This window comes from Schlesneria sp., from assembly GCF_036405755.1.
GTDB lineage: Bacteria > Planctomycetota > Planctomycetia > Planctomycetales > Planctomycetaceae > Schlesneria > Schlesneria sphaerica.
Map to the genome: position 1 here is coordinate 1 of NZ_DASWWZ010000060.1, position 2,974 is coordinate 2,974.

General features: G+C 54.6%; 2 protein-coding genes. Both read right to left on the minus strand.

The features are described 5' to 3' along the window. The coding region (locus VGE80_RS02065) for a hypothetical protein (protein ID WP_440591495.1) at positions 1-1,608 on the minus strand (1,608 nt) is incomplete at its 3' end. Between the two features lie 641 nt (positions 1,609-2,249). Further along, the coding region (locus VGE80_RS02070) for a glycerophosphodiester phosphodiesterase (RefSeq protein WP_440591496.1) at positions 2,250-2,974 on the minus strand (725 nt) is incomplete at its 5' end.

Sequence of the window (2,974 nt, forward strand, 5' to 3'; positions counted from 1 at the left end):
GACCTGCTGTTGCTGGTCTTTCGTGAGACCGGGCCCCGAAGGAAGGTCTTTTTGAATCACTTCGGCCAGTTTTACAACTTTGCCCAGTTGCAACTGGTAGTTGACGAACACGGGATTCGCCTTCTCAGGTGCGGGCTTGGCCGCCTCATCAATCGCCGCCTGCAGGTGGGTCAGACATTCAACCCCTGCAGCACCCCAGATTGCATCGCCGCTGGTTCCAACGTAGACCTTGTTTTCGCCAGGAAAGACTTTCTGGAAAGCTTCGATCCGGCTTTCAGGAACCGTCAGCTCGTGGATTTTCACCCCGGCATGCTCGTGAACGTCCAACTTCACCTGCCAGCCAGATTTGAACTGGGAAATGAGCTGCACAATCTCGTCGGCTCGCTTCCCATCGACAACGCGGATACCCGTGACCATGACTGTCTTGCCTTCACCCACTTCATGGGCATCAGCAAACGCATCCACGACCCCCAGCGACAAGCCCGATTCGAGCATATCGAGGAAGATGTCTGAAGCCTTGGCAGTCGCATCCTTCTGCGCGTCGGTGTAACCCTTGCGGCTCTTGATCTCGGTTTGAAGGACAGGGTGAACGGCCTTGTAGAATTCGGTCAAGTGCGCCACTCGAGAACTATCGAGCGGGAATGTGATGCGTCCAACGGCGATCGGATTCTCATGCAGGGGGACGTTGGCGAAGTAGCTCGGTTTGACAGCAAACTCTTCGACACTCTTTGCCAGATCGGTTCCCGGCAATGCCGATATTGACAGCTCGCCACGGCCGGTTCCGTTAGGGGAGACGGCGTTCGTTGTCCAGGTCGCCAGCAAGGCTTCCGTTTCAACGAGGAACCGTTCGGCTTCGTCTAGCTGGTGAACCAGCGCCAACTTTCGCAGTTGGAACGCGTTCGGATCTTCATTCCGTTTGAAGCGGATCAAAGCTTCAAACTGCTTGCGAAGCTCCTGGAAGTTCTCACGTCGCTTGTCGAGACCCGCAGCATCGTTTTTCAGTTCGGCCAGGAAGTCTTTCTTCAGATCGAGCAGCGGCTGAAGTTCCTGGGCGGCGGGAGGACGATTTGCAGGAATCGCTTCCTTGGTCGTGGCCATCCACGCATAGTTTTTGTCGTAACGCAGGAAGAACGGTTTCTTGTTCTTTTCGTTGACCTGGTAGAGTTCCTGGCCAAGGGGCTTATAGAGGTACCCCATGCCGCGGAGGTTCGGCAGGAAACCCGTGTTCTTCCCCGTCAGATCCTTGACCGGGATGCGTCCTTCGTAGCCCAACTCATCCTTGCGGAATACCAGGTCGAGCGATACGGGTTTCGAGAGATCGACCCCCTGAGTGAATGCGTCGAGCAGGTTTTCTTTGAACGGCTTCCACTGTTTCCGTAAATCGGGTGTGGGACTCAGTTCAATCATCCATTTGAGGTCGTCTTCAGCGGCACCCAAACTGGGGGCAACGATGCGAAGACGAGCTTCCGGCTGAGCGTAGGCCGTTCCCGCAGCCCATCCAACGAGCGCTACAGAGAAGTAAGCGAGCTTTCGAGCGAACACTGTTGACTCCTTTACCAGTCGTTCGGCAATGGCTCCAGAACGATCGGACGATTGCGATTGAATCATGATGATTTCATCACTGTCCCTGAAACTTCAGTGACAGCTCCACCAAAGTAACTTCCTCGGTGCAATTCGGCCCGAAATTGCAAAGCAAGTCAGGCGAAATCTTAACTGCACGTGGCAACTTGGGGAAGCCGCGTCAACCTTGCTTAGGCTTCGCCTGCGCAGTATCCCCAAATCGTCACCCCGCGTTTGGCACGGCTTGACGCACATTACGAGCCAATCGTCAGGGCCGTCAAAAAAAGTTGAGCGATTTCGCTGGAATTCATATTTGACATCGCCAGCACTCTATTACGTTGTGCATTGGGTACAGCAGGAAGGGCGATTGGCGACCGTTGCGTCCGGTCTCCGCCGCTGTTCAGCACAACTTCTCCTCAGCCATCCCACAGATCGTTTTCCGATCGTTTCGACTTCATAGAACACACCAGAGTCGCTTTGATGATGATCGGAAGAGAGATGACTTAAAAACTGACAAGTTCGTGATACCGGTTTCCTGCCGGGAATGCGCCGTTCACATCGGCAGCCTCGGTTAGCCGGTTAGCCGAGGCGAGCAGCGGAATCGAACGGTCGACACCTTCGGTGCCGATCCGCTCGAATAAGGGATATTGATCGGGTCACGTGTGGACGCAGGCTCCGGCGTGACAGGGTCAGTGAATTTTCTCTTTCACCTTGAGCACGGACATGGGAATGTCGGTGCAATGAACGTTGACACCCAGGCCCAGACAGAGGTGATAGTCCTGGATCGTGTGTCCCGGCCAGCAGTTAACTTTAAAGCCTTGCTTCTGAGCTTCTTTCACCATGGTACGCGAGGTGCCGCTCAGCTGGCAGCCGATATAGTTGACCTTCAGGTCTCTGGCCCGCTTGATGAGTTCTTCTGAAAGGGGCTTGCCAGCAATCAGCAGCGTCTGAACATCTTCATTGAGACTGCGAACTTCCTTCAGCGGACGTTCGTCAAACGAAGTGTAGGCGTAGATCGAAGCTTTTGGCCTTTTCGCCTCGGCGGCCTGCACGAGCGCTTTGCAGAATTCGGGAATGCGATCATCCGGATACAGATTCTTGTTACTGACCTTCATTTCCAGCTCAAGATAGACGGGCTTGTCGGAGAAGTAATCCAGCAGTTCGTCCAGAAACAGAAACGGTTGTCCCTTCTTGGAAACCGCGTCTTTCAGTTCGGCAGCAGTCTTGCTTTCGACGGAGCCACTGGCGTTATGTGTTCGCTCGAGACTGTCGTCATGGAGGATGACCAGCACGCCGTCTTTTGTCATACGCACATCGGTCTCAAACCCACGAATTCCTTTGTCGTAACAGGCCCGGAAGGCCGCCATCGTGTTCTCTTCAAACTCATGTGCGCCCCCGCGATGAGCCATGACCA